The following is a 25,845-nucleotide window of genomic DNA, read 5'->3' as shown; positions in this document are numbered from 1 at the left end:
GCTATCCGGCTCAACCCTAGTTTCCCGGCCGGAGCCGCAGCCCATGCTTACCCGCGAGTTCGTGCTTTCCTTTCGCGAAGCCGCCCCCTACATCAACGCCTACCGCGGCAAGACCTTCGTGCTGGCCGTCAGCGGCGAAACCCTGCAGGACGGCGAATTCTCCAGCCTGGCCCAGGACATCAACCTCCTGGTCAGCCTGGGCGTGCGCATCGTGCTGGTGCACGGCATCCGCCCGCAGATCGAGGGCCTGCTGAAACGCCACGGCATCGCCCGCCTGTTCCACCGCGACCGCCGCGTCACCGACGCCGCCACCATGGACGTGGTCAAGCAGGCGGCCGGCGCCACCCGCTGCGACATCGAGGCGCTGCTGTCCATGGGCATGCCCAATTCGCCGATGCACGGCGCCCATCTGCGCGTGGCCGGCGGCAACTTCGTCACCGCCCAGCCGCTGGGGGTGCTGGACGGCGTGGACATGCAATACACCGGCCAGGTGCGCCGCGCCGACGGCGCCGCCATCCGCGCCCGCCTGGACCACGGCGAACTGGTGCTGCTGTCCCCCATCGGCTATTCGCTGACCGGCGAGGCCTTCAACCTGACCATGGAAGAACTGGCCACCCACGTCGCCATCACCCTGAAGGCGGAGAAGCTGATCTTCGTGATCGAGCAACGCGGCGTGATGCTGGACGAGGAGCTGATCAGCACGCTGACCGCGCAACAGGCCGAAGACCTGCTGGCCTCCGGCCGGCTGCAGGACGACGTCAGCGCCTACCTGCCCTACGCCATCCGCGCCACCCGCGAAGGCATTCCGCGCGCCCACTTGATCAGCCGCCACGCCGACGGCGCGCTGCTGGTGGAGCACTTCACCCGCGGCGGCAACGGCACCATGATCGCCCGCGATCCGCTAGTGCGGGTGCGCAACGCCAGCATCGAGGACATCGGCGACATCATCGGCTTGATCCAGCCGCTGGAAGAGCAAGGCGTGCTGGTCAAGCGCAGCCGCGAACACCTGGAAGTGGAGATAGGCGAATACTCGGTGCTGGAACACGACGGCAAGATCTACGGCTGCGTGGCCATGCACTCCTTCGCCGACGCCGGCACCGCCGAGCTGGCCTGCCTGGCGGTGGCGCAGGACAAGCGCGACGGCGGCTTTGGCGAGATGCTGCTCAAACACGTGGAATACCAGGCGCGCACCCAGGGCCTGCAGTCGCTGTTCGTGCTCACCACCCAGACCGCGCACTGGTTCGTCGAGCGCGGCTTCGCCGAGGCGGACAAGAGCGCGCTGCCGCTGGCGCGGCAGCAGTTCTACAACTATCAGCGCCGCTCCAAGGTTTTCGTCAAGGTCTTGTAAGACTGGGGCCGCGTCGAGGTTGGAAGCGTTTCATCTCTGTGACACAATATTGAATTAACCTTTTTCCGATATTTTAAGGATTGCGCCATGAGCAGAACCGTCAATTGCGTCAAGCTGGGCCGCGAAGCCGAAGCCCTCGACTTCCCGCCGCTGCCGGGCGAACTGGGCAAGCGAGTGTTTGACAGCGTTTCCAAGGAAGCCTGGCAAGGCTGGCTGCGCTATCAGACCATGCTGATCAACGAAAACCGCCTGAGCCTGGCCGACGCCCGCGCCCGCCAGTACCTGGCCGCGCAGCTGGAAGCCTACTTCTTCGGCGACGGCGCCGACGCTCCCGCCGGCTATACTCCGCCGCAGAACTAATCGCCATGCCCAGCCCTCCAAGCGAGGGCTTTGTTTTTCCCTGAACTCTCCACCGTTGGCTTGAACCCCGTATGTCACACACGCAAGACCTGCTGATCAATCGCGAACTTGGCCTTCTCGAATTCAACCGCCGCGTGCTGGCCCAGGCGGAAGACGCCAATCTGCCGCTGCTGGAACGGCTGAAATTCCTGTGCATCGTGTCCTCCAACATGGACGAGTTCTTCGAAGTGCGCGTGGCCTGGCTGCAGGAAACCGCCGAGGCCACCCCGGAGCGCATCCTGGCCGACGGCTCCACGCCGGAGCAGGCGCTGGCCAAGGTGGCCACCGCCGCGCACCAGCTGGTGCGCGACCAGTACGCGGTGATGAGCGAGGTGCTGTTTCCGGCGCTGCGCGAGGAAAACATCATCTTCCTGCGCCGCAATGAATGGAGCCCGGCGCAACAGCAATGGGTGAAGGATTTCTTCTTCCGCGAGCTGATGCCCATCCTGACCCCGATCGGGCTCGATCCGTCCCATCCCTTCCCCAAGGTGCTGAACAAGTCCTTGAACTTCGCGGTGGAACTGGAAGGCCGCGACGCCTTCGGCCGCGCCTCCGGCATCGCCATCGTGCAGGCGCCGCGCATCCTGCCGCGGGTAATCAAATTGCCGGCGGACGTCAGCGACGGCCACCGCCACACCTTCGTCTTCCTGTCCTCCATCCTGCACTCCCATGTGCACGAACTGTTCAGCGGCATGGCGGTCAAGGGCTGCTACCAGTTCCGCGTCACCCGCGACAGCGAGCTGACGGTGGAAGACGAAGACGTGAAGAACCTGCGCACCGCCTTGCAGGGCGAGTTGCGCCAGCGCCAGTTCGGCGACGCGGTGCGGCTGGAAATCGCCGACACCTGCCCGGCGCACATGGAAGAATTCCTGCTGACCCAGTTCAACCTCAAGCCGCGCGACGTCTACCGCGTCAACGGCCCGGTCAATCTGGTGCGGCTGATGCAGGTGCCGGACCTGGTGGATCGGCCGGACCTGAAATTCACCCCCTTCATCCCCACGCTGCCGGAGATGCTGCGCAAGAAGACGCCGCTGTTCGACGCCATCCGCAAGGGCGACATCCTGCTGCACCACCCGTTCCAGAGCTTCCAGCCCGTCATCGACATGCTGACGCTGGCCGCGTCCGATCCGCACGTGGTGGCCATCAAGATGACGGTCTACCGCACCGGCACCGACTCGGTGCTGATGGAATCGCTGATCGCCGCCGCCCGCGCCGGCAAACAGGTGACCGTGGTGGTGGAGCTGATGGCGCGCTTCGACGAAGAAGCCAATATAGGCTGGGCCAGCCGGCTGGAAGACGCCGGCGCCCACGTGGTCTACGGCGTGATCGGCTACAAGGTTCACGCCAAGATGCTGATGGTGGTGCGCCGCGAAGAGCACGGCCTGCGCCGCTACGTGCACCTGGGCACCGGCAACTACCACCCGCGCACCGCCCGCCTCTACACCGACTTCGGCCTGCTGACCTGCAACGAGCAGATCGCCAGCGACGTCAACGACATCTTCGTGCAGCTGACCGGCCTGGGCCGCGCCAGCCAGCTCAAGCTGCTGTTCCAGAGCCCGTTCACGCTGCACAGCATGGTGATGGAGGCGATAGACCGCGAAATCGCCCACGCCCAGGCCGGCAAGCCGGCGCAGATCATCGCCAAGATGAACGCCTTGCTGGAAAGCCAGGTGATCCACGCGCTGTACCGCGCCAGCCAGGCCGGGGTCAAGATTCAGCTGATCGTGCGAGGCGTGTGCGCGCTGCGGCCCGGCGTGCCGGGGCTGTCCGACAACATCGTAGTGCGCTCCATCGTCGGCCGCTTCCTGGAGCACCCGCGCGTGTTCTACTTCCACAACGACCGCAAGGAAGACCTGCTGATCGCCAGCGCCGACTGGATGGGCCGCAACTTCTTCCGCCGCATCGAAACCTGCGTGCCCATCGTCGACGCCAAGCTCAAACGCCGGGTGATCAAGGAAGCGCTGCGCTTGTACCTGGACGACAACATCAACGCCTGGGACATGCTGCCGGACGGCAGCTACAAACGCCGCACCTCCCGCGGCAAGCCGCATTGCGCGCAATTGCAGCTGCTGGAAGAGTACACCCGCTGACACCCGGCCCGCGGCCCCGCCGCGGGCGCCTCCCCCGCAAGGACCACCATGGAAATCGCCGGCTACAGTCTCGCCGCCCTGCTCATCGTCGCCGGCCTGGCCGGCACCATGCTGCCCATCATCCCCGGCCTGCCGCTGATGTTCGGCGGCCTGCTGCTGGCCGCCTGGCTGGACAACTTCAACCACCTGGGCGCGATCAGCCTGATCATCATGGCCCTGCTCACCGCGCTGGGCCTGGTGATAGATTTCTTCGCCGGCCTGCTCGGCGCCAAGGCCAGCGGCGCCAGCAGCCAGGCGCTGTGGGGCGCCTTCATCGGCGGCATCGTCGGCATGTTCTTCGGCCTGGCCGGCGTGCTGCTCGGCCCGCTGGTCGGCGCCGTCATCGGCGAGTTCATCGCCCGCAAGGACGCTTTCCAGGCCGGCAAGGTCGGCATCGGCACCTTCATCGGCTTCATCGTCGGCGCGGTGGCCAAAGTGGCCTGCGCCTTCGCCATGCTGGCGACCGCGGCGCTGGCGCTCCTGTTCTAGCGGCCGGCTATGCGGCCGCGCGGCTGACCTAAGAACCTATTCAAAGTCTACTGCGCTTCGGCGATACGGCGTTGAAACCGGCTTCAGAATGCTCATGTACCGTATGTACATTCCGCTTCTTCAGCCGCTTTCGCCTTGTCTCGCCCTTGCTCGCGAGACTTTGAACAGGCTCTAAACCGGGGGATTTGGTAGAATCCCGGTTTATTCCCTTCAATCCAGCGTGAATACCGATGGCACAATATGTAATGTCCATGCTCCGCGTGAGCAAGATCGTTCCGCCCAAGCGCCAGATCATCAAGGACATCTCCCTGTCCTTCTTCCCCGGCGCCAAGATCGGCCTGCTGGGCCTGAACGGCGCCGGTAAGTCCACCGTGCTGCGCATCATGGCCGGCGCGGACAAGGAATACGAGGGCGAGGTGCAACACCTGGCCGGCGTCAAGATCGGCTACCTGCCGCAGGAACCGCAGCTGGACCCCGAAAAAACCGTGCGCGAGGAAGTGGAAAGCGGCATGGGCGACGTGATGGGCGCGCAAAAGCGGCTGGAAGAGGTGTACGCCGCCTACGCCGACCCGGACGCCGACTTCGACGCGCTGGCCGAAGAACAGGCCAAGCTGGAGGCCATCATCGCCGCCGGCGCCAACGACAACGTGGAACACCAGCTGGAAATCGCCGCCGACGCGCTGCGCCTGCCGCCGTGGGACGCCAAGATCGCCCCGCTGTCCGGCGGCGAGAAGCGCCGCGTGGCGCTGTGCAAGCTGCTGCTGTCCAAGCCCGACATGCTGCTGCTGGACGAACCCACCAACCACCTGGACGCGGAATCGGTGGAATGGCTGGAGCAATTCCTGGTGCGCTTCCCCGGCACCGTGGTGGCCGTCACTCACGACCGCTACTTCCTGGACAACGCCGCCGAATGGATTCTGGAACTGGACCGCGGCGAAGGCATCCCGTGGAAAGGCAATTACTCCAGCTGGCTGGAGCAGAAGGAAGCCCGCCTGGCGCAGGAATCCAAGAGCGAAGGCGCGCGCATGAAGGCGATGAAGCAGGAACTGGAATGGGTGCGCCAGAACCCGAAAGGCCGCCAGGCCAAGTCCAAGGCGCGTCTGGCCCGCTTCGAAGAACTGTCCAGCTACGAAACCCAGAAGCGCAACGAAACCCAGGAAATCTTCATTCCGGTGGCCGAGCGCCTGGGCAACGAGGTGATCGAGTTCAACGGCGTGTCCAAGGGCTTCGGCGACCGCCTGCTGATCGACAACCTCAGCTTCAAGGCCCCGCCGGGCGCCATCGTCGGCATCATCGGCCCCAACGGCGCCGGTAAATCGACGCTGTTCAAGATGATAGCCGGCAAGGAGCAGCCGGACAGCGGCGAGGTCAAGATCGGCCAGACCGTGCAGATGGCCTTCGTCGAGCAGACCCGCGAGGGCCTGGACGGCGACAAGACCGTGTTCGAGGACGTGGCCGCCGGCGCCGACATCCTCACCGTAGGCAAGTTCGAGATGTCCAGCCGCGCCTACCTCGGCCGCTTCAACTTCAAGGGCGCCGATCAGCAGAAGAAGGTGGGCATGCTCTCCGGCGGCGAACGCGGCCGCCTGCACCTGGCCAAGACCCTGCTCAAGGGCGGCAACGTGCTGCTGCTGGACGAACCGTCCAACGACCTGGACGTGGAAACCCTGCGCGCGCTGGAAGACGCGCTGCTGGAATACGCCGGCACCGTATTCGTGATTTCCCACGACCGCTGGTTCCTGGACCGTATCGCCACCCACATCCTGGCGGCGGAAGGCGAGTCGCAATGGACCTTCTTCGACGGCAACTACCAGGAGTACGAGGCCGACAAGAAGAAACGCCTGGGCGAGGAAGCCGCCAAGCCCAAGCGTATCCGCTACAAGCCGATCAGCCGTTGAGGAGCTGTTTACGATCCGCTTCAGCGGCAGCTCGCGCGATCGTAAACACGTTCGTAGAGCCTGTTCAAAGTCTCGCGAGCAAGGGCGAGACAAGGCGAAAACGAGCGAAAAAGCGGAATGTACAAGTGGTACATGAGCATTTTGAGCTCGTTTTCAACGCCGTATCGCCGACGCGCAGCAGACTTTGAGCAGGTTCTTAGAAAAAAGCCCGGACTCTCCGGGCTTTTTTCATGCGCTCACAAAGTCTTCAGCCGTCCGCGGAAATCCTCCAGCCGCCGATAGCCCTTGGCCCGCATGATGGCGGCCAGCTCCGCCTCGATGCGCTCGAAGGCGCTGACGCCCTCCTCGTGCAGGCAGGTGCCCACCTGCACCCCGGTGGCGCCGGCCAGGATGTGCATGAAGGCCTCGGCCCCGCTCTTCACCCCACCGCAGCCGATCACATGCTTGTCGGCCAGCAGCACGGCGAACTCGCGCACATTGGCCAAGGCCGTCGGCAGCACGTAATCGCCGCCCAAGCCGCCCAGCCCGCCCTTGGGCTTGATCACCGCCGACTCGCTGTCCAGATCGATCACCAGGCCGTTGCCCACCGAGTTGATGCAGGTGACGAAGCGCAGCAGCGGGAAGGCGTTCAGCACCGCGGCCATCGCGGCGAAATGGGCCGGATCGAAATACGGCGGCAGCTTGACGCCGAACGGCCGCGCATAGCGCCGGCTGATCGCCGCCAGGGCCTCGGCGCTGGCGGCGAAGTCATAGCCCAACTGCGGCTTGCCCGGCAGATTGGGGCAGGACAGGTTCACCTCCGGCAAGCAGGACAGCTTGCGTTCCGCCAGCTCGTCCAGAATGGCCAGGGTGTCGTCCAGCGTCATGCCGGACACCGACAGGAACAGCGGCTTGACGTCGTCGTAGGCTTGGGCGTAATCCAGGTAATAGCGGTAGCCCTCGTTGGGCAGACCCATGGAGTTGATGCTGCCCAGCGCGGTGCGCCGGTAGCGCGGCTCGGGGTTGCCGGCGCGCGGCTCCAGCGTGCAGCTCTTGGTCACCACCGCGCCGGCGGCGGAGCGGCGCACCTGCTCCAGCTCTTCCCGGGTGCGGCAATAGACGCCGGACGCGTTGAACAGGGGGCTGGCCATCTTCATGCCCAGCCAGGAAACGGATAGATCCAGCGACATCGCGCCCTCCGGCGAATTCATCTGCCGGCGATGATAAACGGACACGGCCCCGGCCATGCTGCGCCATGTCAAAACCGGAGCGGTCGCCGCAAAAACAAACGGCCGCCCAAAAGGCGGCCGTCTCGATGCCGAAATGCCCGGCGCTTACATTTGCGACTGGATGTAGTTCTGCTCGCCCACCATGTCGATCAGGCGCAGCTGCTGCTCCAGCCAGTGGGCGTGGTCGTTCTCGGTCTCTTCCAGCAACACCATCAGTTCCTGGCGCGTCACGTAGTCCTTCACGCTCTCGCAGTGAGCCACCACTTTTTTCAGCAAATCGCCGACGCGGTACTCCACTTCCAGATCGCTGGCCAGCATCGAGCGCACGTTCTCGCCCACCACGATGGGCACGCGCTTGGCCACGTCCGGCTTGCCTTGCAGGAACAAGGTGCGCGCGATCAGCACCCGCGCGTGCGACAGCTCGTCCTCGCGCTCGTGATCGATGCGCTCGAACAGCTTGTGCAGGCCGAAGTCCTTGTACATCTCGGCGTGGATGAAATACTGGTCCGCGGCGGACAGCTCTTCCGCCAGCAGCTCGTTCAGCAACGCTATGGTTTTGGGATCACCTTGCATGAGGACCTCTTGTTGTTGTCGTTCGATGACGCCGGCGCTGCGCCGGCGCGAACGGAATTCGCGAACCATTCATTCTAAGCCCTCAAGGCCATAGATGCACGCCGACTTGATAAAAGGCGAACGATAGCAACCAGGCCAGTCCCACCGACCACGCCACCGCCATCGCGGTGTAGGACTTGCTGCGCGACTCCCGGTACATCGCCGCCACCGTGGACAGGCAGGGCACGTAGATCAGGGTGAAGATCAAAAAACTCATCGCCGAACGCCAGTCCAGATGCTGCAGCAAGGCCGCGCCCAGGCCGGCTTCCGGCACCCCGTAGATCACCGCCAGGCTGCCCAGCAGGATCTCCTTGGCGATGAAGCCGAACAGCAAGGCCGCCGCCAGTTCGTGGCGGATGCCTATCGGGTCCAGCACCGGCGCCAGCAGGTTGCCCAGAGCGTCGGCCAGCGTCTTGCCGTCGCCGGCCGGCACATGGGTCAGCAGCCAGACCAGCACCACGCCCAGCAGGATGAAGCTGGACGCCAATTGCAGGAAGGCGCGCACCTCGCCCACCGCCCGGCCCAGCAGATGGCTCAAGCCGGGCAGCCGATACGGCGGCACTTCCAGCAGAAAGGCTTCGCCGCCGGCGTAACGGCGCTTGAACACCCAGGCGGTGAACACCGCGACGGCGAAGCTCATCAGATAAAGCCCCATCAGCACCCACGGCGCCTGCGCCGGCGTGAACAGCAGGCCGGCGAAGAACACCACCACCTGCAGCCGCGCCGAACACAGCGAGAACGGGATCACCAACATGGTCAGCAACCGCTGCTTGCGCTCGCGCATCACTCGGGTGCCCATGATGGCCGGCACATTGCAGCCGAAGCCCATCAACTGCATCACGAAACCGCGGCCGTCCAGCCCCAGCCGCGCCATGAAGGCGTCGGTCAGATAGGCGGCGCGCGCCAGATAGCCGGAGTCCTCCACCATCGCCATCAGCACGAAGAACACCAGCAGGATGGGCGCGAAGGTCAGCACCGTCGACACCCCCTGCCAGACGCCGTCCAGCGCCAGGCTCCGCACAATCTCGGGCAAGGGCGCGAGCAAGGGCGCCAGCGCCTGCTCCTTGACCCAGTCCAACCCTGAGCCGGCCAGCTCCTGCAACGGAGTGCCAATCTGATAAGTCAGGTTGAACAGCAAGGCCATCAACGCGAAGAACAGCGGCAGGCCCAGCCACGGATGCATCAGCCAATGGTCTATCTTCTCGGTCAGCCGCGCCGGCAGCACCGGCGGCAAGGACCAGCAACCGTCCAGCAGCCGCTTGGCTTCGGCCATCGCCGCCTGGGTGTCCGGCACCGCGTCCAAATGCGCGCGCGCCGCCGGGGCGGCGTCGTTGGCCAGCCGGTTCAAGCCCGCCAGCAGCGGCGGCCAGCCTTGCATATGCCTGGCCGACACCAGCGACACCGGCGCGCCCAGCCGTTCCGACAAGCCTTCCACATCCAGGTTCACGCCCAGGGCCTTGGCCTCGTCCGCCATATTCAGCACCACCTGGCAGTTGAGGCCGCTGGCCAGCACCTGCAAGGCCAGCGGCAATTGCCGGTCCAGCTGGCTGGCGTTGAGCACCAGGATGGCGCCGTCGAAGGCGGTGGCCAGCAACACGTCGCGCACCACCGCCTCGTCGTCGGAATAGCCGGTCAGATCGTTGACCCCGGGCAAGTCCACCAGCTCCACCATGTGGCCGCCCAGCAACAAGCGCGCGCTGCTCAGCTCTATGGTCAGGCCCGGCCAGTTGCCGACGCGCTGCGACATGCCGGTCAGGCGATTGAACAAGGTGGACTTGCCGGTGTTCGGCAAGCCGATCAGGGCGAAACGCTTCATGCTTCCACCCTCGCCACGATCAGACGCGCCAGGCTGCGGCGCAGCAGGAAGCGGGTGGCGCCCACGTCCAGCAGCAAGGGCCCGCCCAGCGGCGCGGCCCGGCGCAGGTAAAAACGGCTGCCCGGCGCCAGGCCGAAGGCGGCGACGCGGCGCATGGCCTCTTCGGCCAGCTCCAGCCGGTCGACCACGCCGTGGCGGCCGGCGGGGAATGCATCCAAAGTCAACATGATGATCCGATCAAGAACGAGAATGGTTTGCATTAGTATATCCAGCCGAACCGCGCCGAATATCGGCAAACCGCGGCAATTCCCGTCCTGCTTGACCTGCATCAATAGCGTTGTCCTATCCGGATCCGCCGCGGATTATCGATAGCCGGCCACGGCCGCTTGCGGTTAAAATCGCGGACAATCAATAGACAAGCTACGGGCCCAAGACAATGAGCATCAAATCGGACAAGTGGATTCGCCGGATGGCGGACGAGTACAAAATGATCGAGCCCTTCGAGCCCAATCAGATCAAGATGGTGGACGGCCAGAAGGTGATCTCCTACGGCACCTCCAGCTACGGCTACGACATCCGCTGCGCCGACGAATTCAAGGTGTTCACCAATATCAACAGCACCATCGTCGACCCAAAAAACTTCGACCCCAACTCCTTCGTGGAAGTCTCCGGCAAGGGCTATTGCATCATCCCGCCCAACAGCTTCGCGCTGGCCCGCACCGTGGAATACTTCCGCATCCCGCGCTCGGTGCTGACCGTCTGCCTGGGCAAATCCACCTACGCCCGCTGCGGCATCATCGTCAACGTCACCCCCTTCGAACCGGAATGGGAAGGCTATGTGACGCTGGAGTTCTCCAACACCACGCCGCTGCCGGCCAAGATCTACGCCAACGAGGGCGTGGCCCAAGTGCTGTTCTTCGAATCCGACGAGATCTGCGACGTGTCCTACAGCGACCGCGCCGGCAAATACATGGGCCAGGTGGGCGTGACCCTGCCGCGCCCCTGAACCGCTTCCCGCCAGCAAAAAAGGGATGGCTTAGCCATCCCTTTGTCATTTAAATCCAGCCAAATCCGTCCTCGCAATTTCACCTTAATGTTCTAGGATAAACAGAGGGTTAGCTGACTTTCCCGGTTGGTCGGCCCTTGTACAGCAATTGATTTCTTCTTGGGGCGTAGCGGTTCCCCCTTGCCGTTGCGCCCCTTTTTTTATTCCCTTCCCGCATTGCCCTTCCCCCGGTTTCTTGCCATGATCTTCGCTTTGGCGAAGGGCGAAAATATGCCGGACATATATGATTTTTCCATTGAGACTTTAAACGGACAGCCGCTGCCGCTGGCGAACTATCGCGGCAAAGTGCTGCTGCTGGTCAACACCGCCAGCGAGTGCGGCTTCACCGCGCAATTGGGCGGCCTGGAACAGCTGTACCAGCGCTACCGCGGGCAAGGGCTGGAAATCATCGGCTTTCCCTGCAACCAGTTCGGCGGCCAGGAACCGGGCGACGCCGCCGCCATCGGCCAGTTCTGTCAAAAGAACTTCGGCGTCAGCTTCGCGCTGTCCGCCAAGATCGATGTCAACGGCGCGGACGCCCATCCGCTATGGCGTCATCTCGTCGCCGCCAAACCCGGCCTGCTGGGCAGCCGGCGGGTCAAATGGAATTTCACCAAGTTTCTGATCGACGGCGAAGGGCGCGTCCTCAAGCGTTTCGCTCCCTACGTCAAACCGGCGGCGCTGGAACGCGCGATCGAGAACGCGCTGCAGGCGCCCGCCGCCTGAGCCGGACTCAGCTCAGCTCGCCGGACACGTAGAACCAGCGGCCGTCCTCGCGCAGGAAGCGGCTGCGCTCGCGCAGGCGTTCGGCCTTGCCGCTCACCTTGTAGCGCGCGGCGAACTCCACCCAGCCCTCGACATCGGCCGCGCCGCCGGCCTCGGTCGCCAGCACCTCCAGGCCCAGCCATTTGACCACGCCCGCGTCCGCGGCCAGATCCAGCGCCTGCGGTCGGGTGCTTGGATGCCAACTCGCCAGCAGATACGTCTCGTCGCCGCGCGCGTAAGCGGTATAGCGCGAACGCATCAAGGCCTCCGCCGTGGGCGCCGGCGCCCCGTCCGCGCTCAGATAACGGCCGCAGCAGGCCGCGTAAGCGCCGCCCAGCCCGCAAGGACAGCCGGCGGCGTCCGGCTTGGCTTTCTTGCCCATGCTCAGGTCCCCAGGGCCGGCAAGCCGTACAGCTTGAGCAGGAAGTTGGTGAACGCCGGGTCCGCCGGCTTGGGGTTCATCTTGGGCCAGCGGCGCATCCATTCGCGCAGACGTTCGTCCATCTTGGCGCGGAAGGCGTCCTGATCGATGCGGCCCGCCTCGCGCTCCACCGTCAGATAGCGGTACATGGCGAAGGTGTTGTCGTCGACGGGGTTGGAGCCCACCGCCTTGAGCCGGAACGCGCCCAGTTGGTCGGCGGCGGCCAGGCGGGTCAACTCGCCGCTCTTGACCTTGTCGGCCAGACGGTTGGCCTCGCGCAGCAAGGCATCCGCTTTGGCGCTGGACGCCGGAGCCGTTTGCGGCCGGGTCTTGGCCGGCGAGGAAGGATGCGAGCTGATGGGCGCGCCCAACTGTTGCAGCGCGCTGCAGGCGGACAAGCTCAGGGCCATGGCGGCCCACAAGAAAAGACGTTTCATGCCGGGTATTCTACTCCTGTCCTGATGCGGCGCCGCCGCGCGGCGCGTTCTGCTGCGACCGCCCGGCCTGCGCCGACGTTCCGTCTCGCCAATGCAAAACAGCCTGACAAACGGATCTGTCAGGCTGTTTACGTTCTTGCCACGCGGCCGCGGCACGCTTATTCCGCGGCGTCGCCAGCGGGTTCGGCCGGAGCCGCGTCTGCCGGAGCCGGGGCCGGTTTGGGCGCGGACATCTGTTCCGCCGCCTTCTTCTCTTCGGCGCTGACTTCGCCCACCGGCTTGTTGGCCAGATCGAAACGCTTGCCGCCGCGCGCCAGAGACTTCACGTAGCGCGGCTTGCGACAGTGGTTGGCCACCACGCGGGAGATCAGCGTCGAGTCGAACTGCGGCAGGGCCGCGATCAGGCTCTCATGGATGCCCAAGGCCAGCGGACGAAACTGGCGGAAAACGTCGAACTTGCTGTAGACATGATCCGCGATCATCTCGGTCTGCTTTTTCTTGGACAGACTTTGTACAGCGGACTTAAGTGCAGCACCGAGTGCCGTTTCAGTATTTGGCTTCATGAACTTCTATCTAGATCCATTGATGCAAAAGCAGCGCATGCTGCCCAATCAAGTGAAGCGCCGCAACCCGCCGCCCGGCCAGCTTGACAGCCGGCCAAAAAATGACGACATCGTAATCGGGCTTGACCAACGCGCGCTGGCGAAACGCCGGCGCGCCGTGAAAAATCGCGATCATGGCGGACGCCCGGGACCGAGCCCAAACGTCGCGGCCCACCGGGGCCGAGGCGCTCGCCCCATCGCCGGTCCTGCTTGTCGGCGGAGAGCCGACTTGAGGCCATGGACGAAAGCGCCGCACGGAGCGCTCCAGGCGCTCCATGGCCGGGCAGGCGCTTACGAGGGTGGGAGAGTACTAAGTAATGCCCCTTTATGTCCAGCACTTGACGCCGATTGCGCTCTTTCCACCCCTATCCGTCTTTCTTTTGCCACTTTCTTCGAGCTTGTTCAAAGTATCGAGACAAGGCGAAAGCCGCCGAGCAAGCGGAATCTACTCGCGAGACATGAGCATTTCGCAGCCGGTTTCAACGTCCTTCTCACATCCATCCTGCCGACGCGCGACAGACATTGGACCGCTTCTCAAGCCGAGCCCGCCTCCCTTCGTGACACGCGCCCGGCGCGGCGGCTCACAGGCAGGCGGCGGGAAAGCGGCGGTTCAAGCTGTCCCAGTCCGTCGCCGCGTCCGGGCCGGCGCTGGCCACCACGCAGGCCGCCAGCCGGTTGCCCAGGTCCACCGCGTAATGCAAGGGCCAGCCGCTGGACAAGCCCGCCAACAAGCCGGCGCAATGCGCGTCGCCGGCGCCTATGGTGTCCACCACCGAAACCTGATAACCGGGCAGATGCCAGGGCGCGTCGGTGCCGGGGCAGACCCAGGCGCCGTCCTGGCCCAGCCGGCAGATCAGCGTCAGCCTGTAATCCTTGGCGAAGCGCTGCGCCGCCGCCACCGGGTCGCCGTCGCCGCACAGCATGGCGATCTCGTCCCGGTTCAGCGTCAGCAGGGTTTCCGTGCCGCTCAGCCCGGACAGAAACGCCGGCTCCAGCAAGGCGACGCGCGGACCGGGGTCTATCACCCGCAGCTGCTGCGCCGGCAGGGCCAGCAGCCAGGCGCGCAGCGCCCGCCCGCCCTCTCCGGCCAGCTCATAGCCGTTGGCGTACACCAGCGCGTCGGCGGGCAGCGGCAGCGCGTCCAGTTGCTCGCGGCTCCACTCTCCCTCGCAGCCGGTGATGGAGATGAAGCTGCGTTCGCCGCTGGGCTCCACCATGGCCACGCACCAGCCGTTGTCGCGATGCCCGTTGCGCAGCAGCACCGGCAACCCCAGCTCCCGCATGGCCGCGTCTATCGCCGCGCCCCAGGGCCCGTTACCCACCGGCATGCCGTTGATCACGGGGGCGTGCAACTGGCACAGCGCCCGCGCCACATTGAAGGCGCAGCCGCCGATCTGGCGCTCCTGCTGCAGCGCCTCCACATCGGCGCCGCTGCGCGGCAGTTCCGGGAGAGTCAATACCACGTCTCCCACGGCGCCGCCCAAAGCCAGGATCGCCCTGGCCGGATGATAACTTGGACACGGAATGCTCATGCGCGTCGCTCCTTCAGCAACAAATACAAGCCATAAGCCAGCAAGCTGGTCCCAAAGGATACAAACAGCCCCAGGCTGGAATCTGCGAAAACGCCCACCGCCAGCGGGCCGTCGATGAAGCCGGTCTTGCTCACCAGCAGGCCGCAGGCCGCGCCCAGCAGCCAGCACAACAGCGGCCCGCCGCGGAAGGCCTGCCGCCCATTGCCGGACAAAGCCGCTTCCTCATAGCCTTGGCGGTGGCGCAGCACCAGGTAATCCAGCACGAACACCGCCTCCCATGCGGCGAGGAACACGCCGCAGAACAGCAGGAAGGCGATGAAGGGGCCCAGGAAATCGCTGGAGACGAACAAGACGTAGGCGGCGATCGCCAACACGATCAGCGCATTGATGGCAACCGCCTGCGCCTGCCTGACCTTGACGCCTATGGTCAGCAGATTGAGGCTGGCCGAATACAGGCTGAGCACGGCCATGGTGACGATGCCCGCGGTCGCGGTCAGCAGATAGGGCACCGCCATCCAGGCCGGCAGCACCGCGCCTATCTTGGCGATGGGATTGGCCGCGCTGGCCAGGTCCGGTATCTGCGCCGACAGCAGCACGCCGGTGAAGATCAGCAGCATCAAGGGCAGCGAGGCCCCCACCATCACCGCGCCGAAAATGCCGCCGTTGCTCGACCCCGTCCGCTGGTAACGGCTGTAGTCGGCGCCGGCGATCGCCCAACTGATGCCGGTGCCCGCGGCGATCACCGACACCGCCGGCCAGAAGCCGGTCAGCCAGTCGCCCTGCGGCCGCGCCATGATGGCGCCCCAGTTCGCGGTCGACGCCACGTACGCGATCACCACCAGGGTCATGCTGCCGAAAATCCGGCTCAACCAGCTTTGCATCCACACCACGGTCGCCTGACCCAGCAAGCTGACCACGATGGTCAAGCCAATGAACAGGAACAGGCAGACCGCGGTCAGCAAGCGGCCCTCCGCCATGCCCAGCGCCTGGCACAAGGCCGCCAGCGTCAAGGCGCCGGTCACCACGTTGACCGCCTCCCAGCCCATCAGATTGAACCAGCTGAAGGCGGTGGGCGCGGCGTTGCCGCGCAGGCCGAAAATAGCGCGCGACAAAGTCAGCGTGGAGGTGCGGCCGCGCCGGCCGGCGATGCTGGTCACCCCCACCAGCGCGAAACTGGCCACCCCCAGCGCCGCGGCCAGCAAAGATTGAAAGAAGGACAGCCCGAAGCTGGTGACGATGCCGCCGTACACCACGCCCAGGATGCCGATATTGGCCGCCAGCCACACCCAGAACAACTCGACGGGCCGGCCCCGGCACTCATGCTCCGGCACCACGTCTATGCCCGCGCTCTCCAGCCGCCAGCTCTCTGCCGCTTGTACATCGCTCATCCACTCACCCCCTAAACCGCAATGCGCTCAAAGCCCGCGCGTAAGATTCAAAATCGACGCCGTTCACTGTCCGGATGCGTTCCCGCCATGCGGCCGGCAACGCGTCCGCGCCGCGCAGCGCCCCGCACACCGCGGTCGCCATCGCGCCTATGGTGTCGGTGTCGCCGCCCAGATTGGCCGCCAGCACCGCGCAGCGGCGCGGATCGCCCTGCGCGCAGTCCACCAGGGCCAGGGCGGTCGGCACCGACTCTATGGTGTCCATGCCGGCGCCCAGCGTGTGGTACAGCTCGGCGACCACGGCCGCATCGTCCCGGCCGCGCAAACCTTCCGCCAGCTCGAAGCCCCAGGCCAGGCGCCGGCTCAGCAAGGGGCTGAACGTCGTCACCCGCTCCAGCTGCGCCAGATCGGCGATTTCGGGCAGCTCGGCCTTGATGCTCGGCCAATCCGCGCCCTCCACCGCCCGCGACACCGCCCAGGCGACGGCCGCGGCGCCGGCCACCGCGATATCGGACTGGTGGGTGGGACTGCAACTCAGCCGTACCGCCTGGACGAAGGCCTGCCGGTCCCCGCTGGGCAATACGCAGCCCAAGGGGGCCACCCGCATCGCCGCGCCGTTGGTCACGCCGTTGGCGCCCAGCGAGTCTATGGACTGCCCGGACAAAATAGCCCTCAGCGCGGCCTTGGAACTGGGTCCCAGAATGTTCTTGTTGAAGGCGTCTATGCCTTCAGCCCAGGCGATGATGTTGGCGGCGATGCGCTCCGGCTCCACCGCGCCGTCCGCGGCGATCAGCGCGTCCATCAAGGCGATGGCCTGCTGGGTGTCGTCGGTGAACTCGCCGGCGACGAACTCGGAAGCGGCGAAATTCTCCGCGGGGCCGGGCAGGAAATCATCGATCCAGCCAAAGAAGGCCCGCACCTGCCCCTGCGGCCACAACTCGGAGGGCATGCCCATCGCATCCCCCGCCGCCTGCCCGTAAAGAGCCCCGAGAATGGACTGGTAGCCCTTGCTAATCATCGTCAAACCGCGTCTCTCCGCCAGGATGCCAACGCCGGAGCCCGTCCAGGGACCTGTTCAAATTCCGCCGCGCGTCGCGCGATACGGTGAACAGGCCCCCAAGGAATCCGATTGGCATCGTATGATAAGTCCAATGCAAATCCAATAGTACATAACCATACTATTGATCAGGAAAGCATGCCACAAGGCTTGGCCCCGCCCGCCCCATTCCCGCCGGCATTGATTTAGACTGGAACGCGCACGCACAGGAGTTTTCACACGATATGAGCGATATTCTGGAATGCCTGTCCGCCAGCCTGCAGCGGTCCGACGCGACGCCGCGCTACCTGCTGATCGCCGGCGCGCTGGAGCAAGCCATCCGGCGGCATCAGTTGGCCGAAGGGGCTTTCCTGCCCACCGAGCGGCTGATGGCGGAGAAACTGGGGCTGTCGCGCGTCACCATCAGCAAGGCGATGGCGGAGCTGGAGCGCAAGCGGCTGATCACCCGCCAGCAAGGCCGGGGCACGCGCGTCGCCCAGGCTTTCCGCTACTCGCTCAACGACAGCGGGGGCTTCACCGAACAAGTGCTGCGCAGCGGCGGCAGCGTGGCCAATCAATGGCTGTTGCGACGGCGGGAACGCGCGCCGGCCGCCATCGCCGGCCTGCTGCGGCTGCCCGCCGGCGCGGACATCGCCAAGCTGCGTCGCCTGCGCCTGATGGACGGCACGCCGGCCGCGCTGGAAACCACCTATATCCCGCTGGCCTACCTGCCCGAGCCTGAGCGGCTGGAACACTCGTTATATCAGTGGTGGGAACGACATGGCGTGGAGATCGGCCGCAAGCATTTCCGCCTGGCGTCCTGCGCGGCGGACCAGGACAGCGCCGCCTTATTGCATGTCCAGGCCGGCACGCCGCTGCTGCGCATCCTGCAAACCAGCTTGAACGCGGCGGAGCAAGTACTGGAATTCAGCGAGGTCTTGTGCCGCAGCGATCTCTATGAGTTCGAGGTGCAGCTGTGAGGAGGAGGAGCCCTAAACAAAAACCCGCCCAGCGCTACGCTGTGCGGGTCATCGTCGTCCCTAGGACGGCTTCGCCGTAATGGTGCCCCGGGCCGGAATCGAACCGGCACGACCGAAGTCGAGGGATTTTAAGTCCCTTGTGTCTACCAATTTCACCACCGGGGCGGGCAAAGAGACGGCGATTCTATCCCAGAGCCGCGTCGCTGGCAAACCGGGGCGGCGATGGGCAGGACAAAGCAAAAGCCTCTCACAGTCTTTGACCTTCGGAGTGGAAGCTAAAGTCAAAGCTGAACGGACATATACGGCTCCCCACCCCATCACATACTCGCAAAACTCAAGAAACTACAGACAAAAACACTCCGAAAACGCTTACGGACAGCTACAAAAATCAGCAGAACAAGTTGGCAACCTGACTTGGGATAGTCAGGGGACGCCAACTTGTTACCTAAACAGCCATGGAATGAGTTACAGCTATGGCTACCCAAGCCCCTCAACACTGTGTCAAAGCTTGTCTGCAGCGATATGATCAGACAGACAGTCCTCAGTGGCGTCATATTTATCCTACCCACCGACACCGCTTGGACAGGCTTACCCAAGAACCCCGGCTTTGGTCGATTAAGAGGAGTTGCTGGCGAGAAATATGCAATTGGCAAGGCCAAGACTCTAGGATCGTCTCCACCTGACTTTTGCTGACCCATCTAAGCAATACATCAAATCAATTGAGACTGTTGGCCTGGCTCGATAGACCTCGCACCGAGCCTAAATATGCATTTCACTTCGTCCATGCTTACTCATTGACAGCCTTACGGCTTATCAACCAATGCCGTCGGCAGCTCTTAGTCGTTATTTATTTTCTTATTTATAAGCGACTTTCCTCGCCCTGTTTTTAATACCTTAGACACGAAATTCCGCAGCGCATTGTCGGCAGTTCCTACAAAACGCTTGATACTTTCATCAGGTCTCCCAGTGAAGGAAGTGACATGAAAGTATTCAGTATCGTCAGGAGAATTTTTTGAGAAGTAGTAGTTTGATACACAACAACGTGGGCGATCCACAACAACGGGACTCACAGAGTGCCAGCTTGTTTTATTGGTTTCCATTACGGCCAGTCTATTTGTCAGGGCTGTAATGGTTTTGGGCTGTGTTTTATCCTTGTTCCATAGTTCTAGGTTACCTCCGTTCTCGATCTTCCACTCTGGCGACACATAGTAGAGCAAGTTCAATCTTCTGTAACGAAGACGATCTCCATCATGGCTATTATCTATGTGAGGATTCAGGAAGTCCCCAGGGAACATCATGGACAACCCACCGGCATACAAGTGTGGGTCTGGGTCAATTCCGGTAAAGCCAACGAACTCAGACAACAGATCAACCACTCTTTTGTCTTGGAGAGCGTAAGTAATGTCGGATAACACTTTATCGTAGCTACTTAGGTCTGCAGATGTTTTCTTTTTCTCACGAAAGGACTCTCGATCAAAAAAACCATTCCCATCCCTGGGAAAGGCATTATAAATCTTCTCGCACAATTCAGGCTCGAGAAGACCATCAATAACGAAGTGTCTTGTTTCCGTTCCTTCAGGATTATGCCACTGCTGCTTAATCGACTCTGCGGACTCCTTAATTTTATTCAAAATAGCCAGTGTAATTTTCTCTTGTGCATTCACAACTTATCATCCTTTTGTGCATTTTGTTGACAGACATTAGAGCGGGTTACGCTCGTGCTTTTTAAATCTATTATTATTTTAACTCGAGCTATGCGATGTAAATCATTTGCACGTAGGCACAGTTAATTCTGGATATCTTTTATCCTAGCAACCACCATTCACTAGGGATGCCCATGAGTACACCCTATCCAGAGGAGAGCGTCAAGTTACACACTAAGAGCCACTAATAAAATTTTCTGATAACCACAGGAAAATCAATGAGCAAGCAAGCTTGAGTAGAGTGGAATGCACATCCAGACATGGATGCGCAACTTGCCGAGCCCGGCCAAACCGATACAGGTCCAAGCCCGACTGATTTGGTCAGGTTGCCGCAGGTTGAGTAAGCGGAATCAAGCAGAGGCCTTGGGCACTCCCATCCGCCTCCCCGGCATTAGCCCCCCCCAAACCTTTGAGAATGCAGCCATTCGGCTGCGCACCCTTTTACCCCCCACGAGAAACGATGGAACCGGCAACACAGGAGAGCCCCCATCACCTGCTACTCGTCCCCCTCTTGTTCAAGGATCAGGAGCACTGAGCACAGCCGCAAGCCTTTGCGGCAGACGCCTCCGGGCCGCAGGCATTTTGTGGCCACACAAACTAGCGTAGCCGGCAAAAACTATAGCCTACGCGTGGTTCGCCGCTCTGAGCGAGTGGTTGAGGGCTGAAATCGACGGGAAAAAGTAGGGATTCGGTAGTTGTGACAGCAGAAGCAGGACAAAGCAAAAGCCCCGCAAGTCTTTGACTTACGGGGCTTTGACTGGAGGCGGGGGTCGGAATCGAACCGGCGTAGACGGATTTGCAATCCGCTGCATAACCACTTTGCTACCCCGCCGTTACCGGCGAATCACCAGCCTGGGCTGATGACTTAAATTTGGAGCGGGAAACGAGGCTCGAACTCGCGACCTCAACCTTGGCAAGGTTGCGCTCTACCAACTGAGCTATTCCCGCAGTGTACTGCAACGACAAGCATTGGGGGGGTGGAGCGGGAAACGAGGCTCGAACTCGCGACCTCAACCTTGGCAAGGTTGCGCTCTACCAACTGAGCTATTCCCGCGTCGCACAATGCTATCGCAGAAGATAATGGAGCGGGAAACGAGGCTCGAACTCGCGACCTCAACCTTGGCAAGGTTGCGCTCTACCAACTGAGCTATTCCCGCGTCGCATAATGCTATTGCAGAGGATTTGGAGCGGGAAACGAGGCTCGAACTCGCGACCTCAACCTTGGCAAGGTTGCGCTCTACCAACTGAGCTATTCCCGCTTTCAAAACTGCTGCAATACTTCTGCTTTCTCTTCGCTGCTGCTGGAGCAGCGCTGAGAGATGCGAATTATAAGGATTTATCGATCACTGTCAACACTTCAAACATCAATTTTTTTCCCGGAGAACTCCTTGGCGGCCATCCTCAGGTAATAAACCATTGACCACAAAGTCAAAATCACCGCCACCACCATGAAGGCGTTGCCCAAAATTAATGTCGAAACCCCCGGCAGCAGCGGGCCGGCGTACAGCAGCAGCAGGATGGCCACCATTTGCGCGGCGGTTTTCAGCTTGCCGATATAGGCCACCGCCACGCTTTTGCGGGTGCCCATCTCGGCCATCCACTCGCGCAGCGCGGAAATGGCGATCTCGCGGCCGATGATGATCATCGCCATCCAGCCTTCCGTTCTCCCCATCTGCACCAGCAGGATCAGCGCGGCGGCGACGATCAGCTTGTCCGCCACCGGGTCCAGGAAGGCGCCGAAGGCCGAGGTCTGGCCCAGCTTGCGCGCCAGATAGCCGTCCAGCCAGTCGGTGATCGCCGCCAAGGCGAAGATGGCGGCACCTACCTGGTTGCGGCTTTGCAGCAGCAGCACGGAATCCGGCAAAAAGAACACCGCTACGCAGATAGGGATCAGGGCAACCCTGAGCCAGGTCAGGAATATCGGCAAATTGAAGGGCATCGGTATCAGTAATCTTATTGTTTGCGGCTCGGTCAAAAACTGCGCGTCCGCCCCAAGCCACAACGGGACGCACAGCGATGGTTACAGTGTATAAACGATGGCGCGCCGGCAATCAATGCAGCGCGTTGTAAATCTTCTCCGCCAGCGTGCGGCTGATGCCGTCCACCTGGGCCAGGTCGTCCATGCTGGCGGCGGCCACGCCGCGCAGGCCGCCGAAGCGCATCAACAGCTGCTGCCGGCGCTTGGCGCCCACGCCCGGAATCTCCTCCAGCGTGGACGCGGTGCGCGCCTTGGCGCGCCGCGCGCGGTGGCCGGTGATGGCGAAACGGTGGGCCTCGTCGCGCACGGTCTGGATCAAGTGCAGCGCCGGATGGTCCTGCCGCAGCTGCAGGCTCTTGTCCAGATACGGCAGGATCAGCGTCTCCAGCCCCGGCTTGCGCTCCTCGCCCTTGGCGATGCCGACGATGGGCAGGTTCAGGCCGATTTCGGCGAACACCTCCAAGGCCACGCCCACCTGCCCCTTGCCGCCGTCGATGAACACCGCGTCCGGCAACTTGCCCTCGCCCGCCGCCAGCTTGCCGTAGCGACGTGACAGAACTTCGCGCATCGCGGCGTAATCGTCGCCGGGCTTGGCGGTTTCGATATTGTAGCGCCGGTATTCGCCGGGCTGCATCGCGCCCTTGTCGTAGATCACACAGGACGCCACCGTGGCCTCGCCCATGGTGTGGCTGATGTCGAAGCATTCGAAGCGGCCGGCGCCCTCCAGCTCCAGCACCTCGTTGAGCTGGGCCAGCCGCTGATTCTGGGTGGCTTTGCTGTTGGCCCGCTGCATGATGGCCAGCGCGGCGTTCTTCTCCGCCATTTCCAGCCACACCCGCCGCTCGCCTATGGGATTGCTGGCGATGGCCAGCTTGCGCTCGGCCTGCCGCTCCAGGTGCTGGCGCAGGGTGTCGGAAATCTCGCCGTTGATGATGATGGCCGGCGGCAAGGGCGCGCCCAGATAATGCTGGGCCAGGAAGGCTTCCAGGCTGTCCGCCAGTTCGCCCTCCTCGCCGCTGACCGGGAAAAAGCTCTTGTCGCCCAGATGCCGGCCGCCGCGAATCATCACCAGATTGACGCAGAGCATGCCTTCCTGCTGCACCGAGGCCACCACATCGCAATCCTGCTGGCTGGAGTTGCTGGAAACGAACTGCTTCTCCTGCACTCGCGCCAGCGCCTGGATCTGGTCGCGCAGCTCCGCCGCCTGCTCGAACTCCATCGCCTCCGCCGCCGCCATCATGCGCTGGGTCAGGCCGTCGATCAGCTCGCTCTGACGGCCTTGCAGGAAGGCCACCGCGCTGGCCACGTCGCGCGCGTAGTCGTCCGTGGAGATATGGTCGACGCAGGGGCCGGAACAACGCTTGATCTGATACAGCAAACAGGGACGGGAGCGGTTGGAGAACACCGCGTCCTCGCAAGTGCGCAAGCGGAACACCTTTTGCAGGATCTGGATGCTTTCGCGCACCGCGTAGCCGTTGGGATACGGGCCGAAATACTGGTTCGGCCGCTTGGGGTCGCCGCGGTAATAGGCCATCTGCGGAAACGCGTGGCCGGTCAGCATCAGATAGGGATAGGACTTGTCGTCGCGGAACAGGATGTTGTAGCGCGGCGTCAGCGCCTTGATCAGATTGTTTTCCAGGATCAACGCCTCCGCCTCGGAGCGCGTGACCGTGGTTTCGATGTTGGCGATCTGGCGCACCATCAACTGGATGCGCGGCGACTGATCGTTTTTCTGGAAGTAGGAGCTGACCCGCCGCTTCAGATCGATGGCCTTGCCGACATAAAGCACGCTGCCCGACGCGTCGAGCATTCGATACACGCCGGGCAGATTGGGCAGGGAGGCCAGTACCGCCTTGTAGTCAAAAACCGGTTTCGCCACTTATTTTCCACACCAGGTCTGCACATTGGCCTGCGCCTGGGCGATCAGCTCATTGCGCTGCGCGTCGGTGGCCAAGGCATTGGAACCCGGCATGCGGATGCGGCTATTGGTCTGCACCGAGGCCAGCTGATTGCGGGCGTTCTGGCAGTTCTGCTCGCGAATCTTGGCGTTGGCTTCCACGATCTTGGCGTTTTCCGCCGCGATCTTGGCGTTCTCTCCGCTCGCGTCCTTGCCCGCGGCTTTCTTGACGTCCTTGGCCGGGGCCGAGGCCGGCGCCGGCGCGCGCGTGCTCATGCGGCGGGCGTTGACGCTGGGCGGCGGCTGGTCCGAATACACGGTCTTGCCGGCTTCGTCCTTCCATACATAGACTTCCGCGCTGGCGGCGGCGGAGGCCAGCAAAGCCAGCAAAAAGGTCCATACTAAGGTTGACTTCATCATCGACTCCCTGACCCGAATGCGCTGCAGATACTCAAATTGTAAGGCCTGCGCGGCCGGCGGGCAAAAAGGTAACAGGCTTGGGGGCGGAAAGCCCGTTTTTTTGCAATAGCGTTAATGCCTCGGTATAATGCCGCTTTGCCGCAAAGGAAACGCCAAGATGCGTATCATCGAGAAAGCCTATACTTTCGACGACGTTCTCCTCGTCCCGGCCCACTCTGAAGTTCTGCCGCGCGACGTAGTTCTCTCCACCAAGCTTACCCGCAACATCACCCTGAACCTGCCCCTGGTGTCCGCCGCCATGGACACGGTGACTGAAGCCCGTCTTGCCATCGCCATGGCTCAAGAAGGCGGCATCGGCATCGTGCACAAGAACATGAGCATCGAGCAACAAGCCTGCGAAGTGTCCAAGGTGAAACGCCATGAAAGCGGCGTGGTCAAGGATCCCATCACCATCGCCCCGGACATGCTGGTGCGCGATCTGGTGCTGCTGACCCGCCATCACAAGATTTCCGGTCTGCCGGTGATCGACAACGGCAAAGTGGTCGGCATCGTCACCAACCGCGACCTGCGCTTCGAGACCCGCCTGGACCAGCGCGTCGGCTCCATCATGACTCCGCGCGAGCGCCTGATCACCGTCAAGGAAGGCGCCAGCATCGACGAAGCCCGCGACCTGATGCACGCCCACCGCCTGGAGCGCGTGCTGGTGATCAACGACGCCTGGGAGCTGAAGGGCCTGATCACCGTCAAGGACATCATCAAGACCAGCGAACACCCCAACGCCAATAAAGACAGCCAGGGCAGTCTGCGCGTGGGCGCGGCGGTCGGCACCGGCGGCGACACCCCAGAGCGCGTCGAGGCGCTGGTGAAGGCCGGCGTGGACGTGATCGTGGTCGACACCGCTCACGGCCACAGCCAGGGCGTGATCGAGCGCGTGCGCTGGGTCAAGCAGAAGTTCCCGCACGTGGACGTGATCGGCGGCAATATCGCCACCGCCGCCGCCGCGCTGGCGCTGGTTGAAGCCGGCGCCGACGGCGTCAAGGTCGGCATCGGCCCCGGCTCCATCTGCACCACCCGCATCGTGGCCGGCGTGGGCGTGCCGCAGCTGACCGCCATCCACAACGTGTCCGAAGCGCTGAAGGGCACCGGCGTGCCGATGATCGCCGACGGCGGCATCCGCTTCTCCGGCGACATCTCCAAGGCGCTGGCCGCCGGCGGCAACTGCGTGATGCTGGGCGGCATGTTCGCCGGCACCGAAGAAGCCCCGGGCGAAGTCGAGCTGTTCCAGGGCCGTTCCTACAAGTCCTACCGCGGCATGGGCAGCCTGGGCGCGATGAGCCAGGGTTCGTCCGACCGCTACTTCCAGGACAACGAAGGCAATGTGGAAAAGCTGGTGCCGGAAGGCATCGAAGGCCGCGTGCCGTACAAGGGCTCCATCGGCCAGGTGATCCACCAGCTGGTGGGCGGCCTGCGCTCCTCGATGGGCTACCTCGGTTGCGCCACCATCGCCGACATGCACGCCAAAGCGGAGTTCGTGGAAATCACTTCCGCCGGCATCCAGGAATCCCACGTCCACGACGTGCAGATCACCAAGGAAGCGCCGAACTACCACGTATCCCGTTAAGACCCGACGTCGTCAGGCCTCCTTTACGGCAAAACCCGCGCCAAACGGCGCGGGTTTTTTCATGGCCGAACCACAAACGCGGTCAGAACGTGTTTACGATCTCGCGAGCTAAGGCGAGACAAGG

At 63.2% G+C, this 25,845-nt stretch carries 24 protein-coding genes and 6 tRNA genes; 9 read left to right on the top strand and 21 right to left on the bottom strand.

The window, feature by feature from the left end:
* The first annotated feature begins 43 nt into the window (after window positions 1-43).
* From argA to ettA, 5 genes are all read left to right on the top strand, one after another.
* Complete coding sequence (gene argA, locus VK98_RS02700) at window positions 44-1,348, top strand: amino-acid N-acetyltransferase (RefSeq protein WP_048412548.1); 1,305 nt, start codon at window positions 44-46, stop codon at window positions 1,346-1,348.
* 87 nt (window positions 1,349-1,435) lie between these two features.
* The gene (locus tag VK98_RS02695) at window positions 1,436-1,708 is read left to right on the top strand and encodes an oxidative damage protection protein (RefSeq protein WP_048412547.1); all 273 of its coding nucleotides are present in this window, start codon (window positions 1,436-1,438) and stop codon (window positions 1,706-1,708) included.
* Between the two features lie 71 nt (window positions 1,709-1,779).
* The gene (gene ppk1 / locus VK98_RS02690) at window positions 1,780-3,837 is read left to right on the top strand and encodes a polyphosphate kinase 1 (RefSeq protein WP_048412546.1); all 2,058 of its coding nucleotides are present in this window, start codon (window positions 1,780-1,782) and stop codon (window positions 3,835-3,837) included.
* 48 nt (window positions 3,838-3,885) lie between these two features.
* Window positions 3,886-4,365 carry a DUF456 domain-containing protein gene (locus VK98_RS02685; RefSeq protein WP_019100492.1) on the top strand — a complete coding sequence of 160 codons (480 nt, stop codon included), beginning with the start codon at window positions 3,886-3,888 and terminating at the stop codon, window positions 4,363-4,365.
* Between the two features lie 230 nt (window positions 4,366-4,595).
* Window positions 4,596-6,263 (top strand): energy-dependent translational throttle protein EttA, encoded by a 1,668-nt coding sequence (gene ettA, locus VK98_RS02680; RefSeq protein ID WP_048412545.1) that lies wholly within the window; start codon window positions 4,596-4,598, stop codon window positions 6,261-6,263.
* Window positions 6,264-6,499: 236 nt separating this feature from the next.
* Here ettA and VK98_RS02675 read toward each other — a convergent pair whose 3' ends face one another.
* From VK98_RS02675 to VK98_RS02660, 4 genes are all read right to left on the bottom strand, one after another.
* A complete protein-coding gene (locus VK98_RS02675) occupies window positions 6,500-7,432 on the bottom strand; it encodes a dihydroorotate oxidase (protein WP_048412614.1) in 933 nt (310 codons plus the stop codon).
* Window positions 7,433-7,576: 144 nt separating this feature from the next.
* Window positions 7,577-8,044 (bottom strand): bacterioferritin, encoded by a 468-nt coding sequence (gene bfr / locus VK98_RS02670; protein WP_048412613.1) that lies wholly within the window; start codon window positions 8,042-8,044, stop codon window positions 7,577-7,579.
* A gap of 82 nt (window positions 8,045-8,126) precedes the next feature.
* The gene (feoB, locus tag VK98_RS02665) at window positions 8,127-9,899 is read right to left on the bottom strand and encodes a ferrous iron transport protein B (protein WP_048412544.1); all 1,773 of its coding nucleotides are present in this window, start codon (window positions 9,897-9,899) and stop codon (window positions 8,127-8,129) included.
* Window positions 9,896-10,126, bottom strand: a complete 231-nt coding sequence (locus VK98_RS02660; RefSeq protein WP_231589193.1) for a FeoA family protein — start codon at window positions 10,124-10,126, stop codon at window positions 9,896-9,898. Before VK98_RS02660 ends, feoB begins: the two co-directional genes overlap by 4 nt.
* Before the next feature lie 209 nt (window positions 10,127-10,335).
* Here VK98_RS02660 and dcd point away from each other — a divergent pair, with 209 nt between their 5' ends.
* Window positions 10,336-10,905, top strand: a complete 570-nt coding sequence (dcd, locus tag VK98_RS02655) for a dCTP deaminase (RefSeq protein WP_048412542.1) — start codon at window positions 10,336-10,338, stop codon at window positions 10,903-10,905.
* Window positions 10,906-11,175: 270 nt separating this feature from the next.
* The gene (locus tag VK98_RS02650; RefSeq protein ID WP_048412612.1) at window positions 11,176-11,670 is read left to right on the top strand and encodes a glutathione peroxidase; all 495 of its coding nucleotides are present in this window, start codon (window positions 11,176-11,178) and stop codon (window positions 11,668-11,670) included.
* 7 nt (window positions 11,671-11,677) lie between these two features.
* On the opposite strand, the gene VK98_RS02645 is transcribed toward VK98_RS02650, so the two are convergent.
* From VK98_RS02645 to VK98_RS02620, 7 genes are all read right to left on the bottom strand, one after another.
* Window positions 11,678-12,091 carry a YchJ family protein gene (locus VK98_RS02645; protein WP_048412541.1) on the bottom strand — a complete coding sequence of 138 codons (414 nt, stop codon included), beginning with the start codon at window positions 12,089-12,091 and terminating at the stop codon, window positions 11,678-11,680.
* Window positions 12,092-12,093: 2 nt separating this feature from the next.
* Window positions 12,094-12,567: a hypothetical protein gene (locus VK98_RS02640; protein WP_048412540.1), complete on the bottom strand. Its 474-nt coding sequence runs from the start codon at window positions 12,565-12,567 to the stop codon at window positions 12,094-12,096.
* Window positions 12,568-12,725: 158 nt separating this feature from the next.
* The gene (locus tag VK98_RS02635) at window positions 12,726-13,130 is read right to left on the bottom strand and encodes a ProQ/FINO family protein (protein ID WP_048412539.1); all 405 of its coding nucleotides are present in this window, start codon (window positions 13,128-13,130) and stop codon (window positions 12,726-12,728) included.
* Between the two features lie 10 nt (window positions 13,131-13,140).
* Window positions 13,141-13,305 carry a hypothetical protein gene (locus tag VK98_RS23575; RefSeq protein ID WP_156187738.1) on the bottom strand — a complete coding sequence of 55 codons (165 nt, stop codon included), beginning with the start codon at window positions 13,303-13,305 and terminating at the stop codon, window positions 13,141-13,143.
* Window positions 13,306-13,750: 445 nt separating this feature from the next.
* On the bottom strand, window positions 13,751-14,701 hold the full coding sequence (locus VK98_RS02630) for a PfkB family carbohydrate kinase (RefSeq protein ID WP_048412538.1): 951 nt from the start codon (window positions 14,699-14,701) through the stop codon (window positions 13,751-13,753).
* Window positions 14,698-16,089 (bottom strand): cytosine permease, encoded by a 1,392-nt coding sequence (locus tag VK98_RS02625; protein WP_048412537.1) that lies wholly within the window; start codon window positions 16,087-16,089, stop codon window positions 14,698-14,700. Before VK98_RS02625 ends, VK98_RS02630 begins: the two co-directional genes overlap by 4 nt.
* A gap of 4 nt (window positions 16,090-16,093) precedes the next feature.
* Entirely contained in the window at window positions 16,094-17,104 is a 1,011-nt protein-coding gene (locus tag VK98_RS02620) for an ADP-ribosylglycohydrolase family protein (protein ID WP_048412536.1), read from the bottom strand.
* A 263-nt stretch (window positions 17,105-17,367) separates the two neighbouring features.
* Here VK98_RS02620 and VK98_RS02615 point away from each other — a divergent pair, with 263 nt between their 5' ends.
* Window positions 17,368-18,102 carry a GntR family transcriptional regulator gene (locus VK98_RS02615; protein ID WP_048412535.1) on the top strand — a complete coding sequence of 245 codons (735 nt, stop codon included), beginning with the start codon at window positions 17,368-17,370 and terminating at the stop codon, window positions 18,100-18,102.
* Between the two features lie 80 nt (window positions 18,103-18,182).
* Here the strand turns inward: VK98_RS02615 and VK98_RS02610 are convergent.
* The 10 genes from VK98_RS02610 to VK98_RS02570 all read right to left on the bottom strand — a co-directional run bounded on the left by VK98_RS02610 (window position 18,183) and on the right by VK98_RS02570 (window position 24,097).
* A tRNA-Leu gene (locus VK98_RS02610) sits at window positions 18,183-18,267 on the bottom strand.
* A 671-nt stretch (window positions 18,268-18,938) separates the two neighbouring features.
* Window positions 18,939-19,766: a 2OG-Fe(II) oxygenase gene (locus VK98_RS23120; protein WP_082158726.1), complete on the bottom strand. Its 828-nt coding sequence runs from the start codon at window positions 19,764-19,766 to the stop codon at window positions 18,939-18,941.
* Between the two features lie 797 nt (window positions 19,767-20,563).
* Window positions 20,564-20,637: transfer RNA gene (locus VK98_RS02605), tRNA-Cys, on the bottom strand.
* 40 nt (window positions 20,638-20,677) lie between these two features.
* Window positions 20,678-20,753: transfer RNA gene (locus VK98_RS02600), tRNA-Gly, on the bottom strand.
* 30 nt (window positions 20,754-20,783) lie between these two features.
* Window positions 20,784-20,859: transfer RNA gene (locus VK98_RS02595), tRNA-Gly, on the bottom strand.
* A 27-nt stretch (window positions 20,860-20,886) separates the two neighbouring features.
* A tRNA-Gly gene (locus VK98_RS02590) sits at window positions 20,887-20,962 on the bottom strand.
* Window positions 20,963-20,988: 26 nt separating this feature from the next.
* Window positions 20,989-21,064 (bottom strand) — tRNA-Gly (locus tag VK98_RS02585).
* Window positions 21,065-21,162: 98 nt separating this feature from the next.
* On the bottom strand, window positions 21,163-21,744 hold the full coding sequence (gene pgsA, locus VK98_RS02580) for a CDP-diacylglycerol--glycerol-3-phosphate 3-phosphatidyltransferase (RefSeq protein WP_048412018.1): 582 nt from the start codon (window positions 21,742-21,744) through the stop codon (window positions 21,163-21,165).
* A 112-nt stretch (window positions 21,745-21,856) separates the two neighbouring features.
* Window positions 21,857-23,662: an excinuclease ABC subunit UvrC gene (gene uvrC, locus VK98_RS02575; protein WP_048412534.1), complete on the bottom strand. Its 1,806-nt coding sequence runs from the start codon at window positions 23,660-23,662 to the stop codon at window positions 21,857-21,859.
* Complete coding sequence (locus VK98_RS02570; RefSeq protein ID WP_048412611.1) at window positions 23,663-24,097, bottom strand: DUF4124 domain-containing protein; 435 nt, start codon at window positions 24,095-24,097, stop codon at window positions 23,663-23,665.
* Between the two features lie 160 nt (window positions 24,098-24,257).
* Here VK98_RS02570 and guaB point away from each other — a divergent pair, with 160 nt between their 5' ends.
* Entirely contained in the window at window positions 24,258-25,721 is a 1,464-nt protein-coding gene (gene guaB / locus VK98_RS02565; RefSeq protein ID WP_048412533.1) for an IMP dehydrogenase, read from the top strand.
* Window positions 25,722-25,845 lie beyond the last annotated feature (124 nt).

Origin of the sequence: Chromobacterium sp. LK11 (assembly GCF_001043705.1) — a bacterium.
Taxonomy (GTDB): Bacteria; Pseudomonadota; Gammaproteobacteria; order Burkholderiales; family Chromobacteriaceae; genus Chromobacterium; species Chromobacterium alkanivorans.
Note: the sequence above shows the minus strand (reverse complement) of the source record. Positions and strands in the feature narration are given on the sequence as shown.

What these genes read in the sequence shown, in the direction of transcription:
- argA (WP_048412548.1), top strand. Translation starts at nt 44, where the DNA reads ATGCTTACCCGCGAGTTCGTGCTTTCCTTTCGCGAAGCCGCCCCCTAC.
- VK98_RS02695 (WP_048412547.1), top strand. Translation starts at nt 1,436, where the DNA reads ATGAGCAGAACCGTCAATTGCGTCAAGCTGGGCCGCGAAGCCGAAGCC.
- ppk1 (WP_048412546.1), top strand. Translation starts at nt 1,780, where the DNA reads ATGTCACACACGCAAGACCTGCTGATCAATCGCGAACTTGGCCTTCTC.
- VK98_RS02685 (WP_019100492.1), top strand. Translation starts at nt 3,886, where the DNA reads ATGGAAATCGCCGGCTACAGTCTCGCCGCCCTGCTCATCGTCGCCGGC.
- ettA (WP_048412545.1), top strand. Translation starts at nt 4,596, where the DNA reads ATGGCACAATATGTAATGTCCATGCTCCGCGTGAGCAAGATCGTTCCG.
- VK98_RS02675 (WP_048412614.1), bottom strand. Translation starts at nt 7,432, where the DNA reads ATGTCGCTGGATCTATCCGTTTCCTGGCTGGGCATGAAGATGGCCAGC.
- bfr (WP_048412613.1), bottom strand. Translation starts at nt 8,044, where the DNA reads ATGCAAGGTGATCCCAAAACCATAGCGTTGCTGAACGAGCTGCTGGCG.
- feoB (WP_048412544.1), bottom strand. Translation starts at nt 9,899, where the DNA reads ATGAAGCGTTTCGCCCTGATCGGCTTGCCGAACACCGGCAAGTCCACC.
- VK98_RS02660 (WP_231589193.1), bottom strand. Translation starts at nt 10,126, where the DNA reads ATGTTGACTTTGGATGCATTCCCCGCCGGCCGCCACGGCGTGGTCGAC.
- dcd (WP_048412542.1), top strand. Translation starts at nt 10,336, where the DNA reads ATGAGCATCAAATCGGACAAGTGGATTCGCCGGATGGCGGACGAGTAC.
- VK98_RS02650 (WP_048412612.1), top strand. Translation starts at nt 11,176, where the DNA reads ATGCCGGACATATATGATTTTTCCATTGAGACTTTAAACGGACAGCCG.
- VK98_RS02645 (WP_048412541.1), bottom strand. Translation starts at nt 12,091, where the DNA reads ATGGGCAAGAAAGCCAAGCCGGACGCCGCCGGCTGTCCTTGCGGGCTG.
- VK98_RS02640 (WP_048412540.1), bottom strand. Translation starts at nt 12,567, where the DNA reads ATGAAACGTCTTTTCTTGTGGGCCGCCATGGCCCTGAGCTTGTCCGCC.
- VK98_RS02635 (WP_048412539.1), bottom strand. Translation starts at nt 13,130, where the DNA reads ATGAAGCCAAATACTGAAACGGCACTCGGTGCTGCACTTAAGTCCGCT.
- VK98_RS23575 (WP_156187738.1), bottom strand. Translation starts at nt 13,305, where the DNA reads ATGATCGCGATTTTTCACGGCGCGCCGGCGTTTCGCCAGCGCGCGTTG.
- VK98_RS02630 (WP_048412538.1), bottom strand. Translation starts at nt 14,701, where the DNA reads ATGAGCATTCCGTGTCCAAGTTATCATCCGGCCAGGGCGATCCTGGCT.
- VK98_RS02625 (WP_048412537.1), bottom strand. Translation starts at nt 16,089, where the DNA reads ATGAGCGATGTACAAGCGGCAGAGAGCTGGCGGCTGGAGAGCGCGGGC.
- VK98_RS02620 (WP_048412536.1), bottom strand. Translation starts at nt 17,104, where the DNA reads ATGATTAGCAAGGGCTACCAGTCCATTCTCGGGGCTCTTTACGGGCAG.
- VK98_RS02615 (WP_048412535.1), top strand. Translation starts at nt 17,368, where the DNA reads ATGAGCGATATTCTGGAATGCCTGTCCGCCAGCCTGCAGCGGTCCGAC.
- pgsA (WP_048412018.1), bottom strand. Translation starts at nt 21,744, where the DNA reads ATGCCCTTCAATTTGCCGATATTCCTGACCTGGCTCAGGGTTGCCCTG.
- VK98_RS02570 (WP_048412611.1), bottom strand. Translation starts at nt 24,097, where the DNA reads ATGAAGTCAACCTTAGTATGGACCTTTTTGCTGGCTTTGCTGGCCTCC.
- guaB (WP_048412533.1), top strand. Translation starts at nt 24,258, where the DNA reads ATGCGTATCATCGAGAAAGCCTATACTTTCGACGACGTTCTCCTCGTC.